Here is a 2918-nt window from a genome sequence, read left to right as displayed (position 1 = left end):
TACAACTTCGGGCAGGTATCTCGATTCCCCTTTCGGCACATGTCGGAAGGCATAGAGAATTTTATAAACATCAAATAATCAACAGATTAAATTGATTGTCAAGGGAGATAGGTAACGATAAGGAAACCAGTGAGTTTCTATACTCCACCTTATTTTGCCTCATATTAAAAGAACGCCTTTTTACAGTGCAAAGATAGTGATTAGAATTGGATTATAATAGATTTCAGTCTTCAAAAAGAGAAATCCATACATTTTTCATTGCTCAATTGCTAATAAATTCACTGAAATTGAGTAACTCTGTAGATTAAAAAGTATGAGCGTTGCTATGGTTGTAAAAACAATAAAATTGACATCGTTATTTGTCAATACTGAAAATTACAGATTTGAGCCTCTAACTTCGCAAAAGGAAGCTATAGATAAGATGGTAGAGGATCAAGGAGACAAACTATATTCTCTTGTAGATGATATTGTAATCAACGGTCTTAGTCCCGTTGATTTAATCATTGTAACGCCTAACGAAGATAACAACAAATATATAGTACTCGAAGGTAATAGGCGAATAACGTCATTAAAACTATTAAATAATCCAACACTAGTTGATGACAAGTATATTTCTTTAAGGAAGAAATTTCAGAAATTGCAAAAAGAAAATCCTAATGCTATTTCTGAATTGAAGAATATTACTTGCGCTGTTTTTGAAAACCCAACTGAAGCTGATATTTGGATAAAACGTAAACACTCGGGAGAGTTAAATGGCATCGGTACTGTTACTTGGAATGCTCAACAAAAGCAAAGATTCGAGGAGAAGACAGAAGGGAAATCATCGATTCCATTGCAAATTATTACTTTGTTGAAATCGCAAGAAAATGTTTCTGATGCGATTAAGGATTCGTTATCTAAACTAAATATCACCAACTTGCAACGTTTGATGTCAGACCCATATGTTAGAGAACATCTTGGTTTGGGAATTAACAATGGAACTTTAGTTTCAAAGGTTGAAGTGTCAGAAGTCGTCAAAGGACTTGTAAAAGTTGTTACGGATATTCTTAATCCAGAATTCAAAGTTTCAGAAATCTATAATAGAGAAAAAAGGAAGCAGTATATTGACAATTTTGATACGAGTCAAAAGCCAGACCTGTCTAATGAAGCGTTAGAACTATGGAGCGTTCAAGATATTGTAAACAATAAAGAGCAGGTATTAGTAAATAGTGAGCATAGAGAAATAAAAAAGACTAATAACAAGAAAATAGGAAACAGAGTTGGCTTAGTTCCTAAGACTTTGACTTTGCATATCAACAACCCCAAAATCAATAAAATCTTTGAGGAGTTAAAACAAGTCCAAGTCAAAACATGCCCTAATGCATCTTCTGTACTGCTGAGAGTGTTTTTAGAATTGTCAGTTGATGCTTATTTGGAAAGATATGATTTGGTAAAAAACAATGCTATAACTGCGTGTTCTTCCAACGAGAACTTGAATGGGAAAGTTTGTAAAGTACTGAATCATATGAACCAGTTAGGAACAATGAGTAATGATTTATCTAAAGGTATAAGGGCTGAAATAAATGATAAAAATTCAGTCCTATCCATTGAATCATTGAATGCATATGTTCATAATGAGTTTTTCTATCCTAAAGCAGACAATTTGATTACAGGATGGGATAACATAGAAAAGTTTTTATCCAATTGTGGAATTCTATAGACAAAGAGTAACATTGTGGATTTTTTATCACCCCTAAGGTATCCCGGCGGAAAGGCAAAAGTTGCTGATTTCGTACAATGTTTAATCAAAGAAAATGCATTGCTCGATGGCACTTGTGTTGAGCCATATGTAGGAGGTGGTTCTGTTGCTTTATCTTTGCTTTTTAATGAATATGTTAGTGATGTATATATAAACGATAAAGACATATCTATTTACGCCTTTTGGCATAGTGTTCTTAATAATACGGATGCTCTTTGTCAATTAATTAAGGATACTCCCATAAATGTCGAAACATGGTTCAAGCAAAAGGAGTTTCAGCATAATAAAGAGAACGAGGATGTTGATTTGTTAAATTTAGGATTCTCCACGTTCTTCCTAAATAGAACAAATCGTTCTGGAATCTTAAAGGCCGGAATCATAGGTGGATACGATCAAACAGAGAATTACAAGATTGATGCAAGGTTTAACAAGGAAGATTTGATAAAAAGGATTCAGCGTATAGCAGACTATGCGGAGAGAATTCATCTAACAAATGACGATGCTGTTGCTTTAGTCCAACGATTAAAAAACGAATTACCTCACAACACTCTATTGTATTTAGATCCACCTTACTATATAAAAGGGAAAGGGCTTTATCTGAACTACTATAATGACACAGATCATCAAAATATTGCAAATGCGATAAGTGAGATAGTAAATTGTAAGTGGATTGTCTCTTATGATAACGTGTCATTCATAACCCATCTATATTCAAAATATAGACAACAATGTTTTGAGTTGAATTATAGTGTGAGCAACTCCGGGAAAGGTGAAGAAATAATGATTTTTTGTGATGATATAGTCATTCCCAAACACAAATTATTTAATCATTCAATAAAGTAAAAATAACTCATATTCATATCAAAAAGTTTCGAGACTTCCAGAATGAAGACTTTGAAGTAGGCTCTCAATTAGCTGCAATTGCAGGACAAAACGGGACTTAAAAGTCAACATTACTTGGTATTGTAACACAATCTTCACGCTCAAGGCAGAGGCTTCAATGAGAACAGAAAAGCCCTTGTGTGGAGGTAGTTATATTTCTGTATTCAAAGATAAGTTTGAATTACACCCTCTTTTAATAACGCCAGTTCGATTTAAGCGCAAGTAGGAAGTTTAGGATTTCTGACGATTTCAATATTCAGCTCAGGCTTTTTAGGGAGGAAGTTGTAAGCAATCAGCC

Annotated in this window: 1 protein-coding gene and 1 pseudogene; both read left to right on the top strand. The window is 33.8% G+C overall.

The annotated features are described in order from the left end of the window. Positions 1-325 precede the first annotated feature (325 nt). Positions 326-1710, top strand: a pseudogene (locus Q4A14_RS08895) (hypothetical protein). A gap of 4 nt (positions 1711-1714) precedes the next feature. Further along, complete coding sequence (locus Q4A14_RS08890; protein WP_303171515.1) at positions 1715-2581, top strand: DNA adenine methylase; 867 nt, start codon at positions 1715-1717, stop codon at positions 2579-2581. The last annotated feature ends 337 nt before the right edge of the window (positions 2582-2918 follow it).

Origin of the sequence: Porphyromonas sp. (assembly GCF_030529325.1) — a bacterium.
Taxonomy (GTDB): domain Bacteria; phylum Bacteroidota; class Bacteroidia; order Bacteroidales; family Porphyromonadaceae; genus Porphyromonas_A.
Note: the sequence above shows the minus strand (reverse complement) of the source record. Positions and strands in the feature narration are given on the sequence as shown.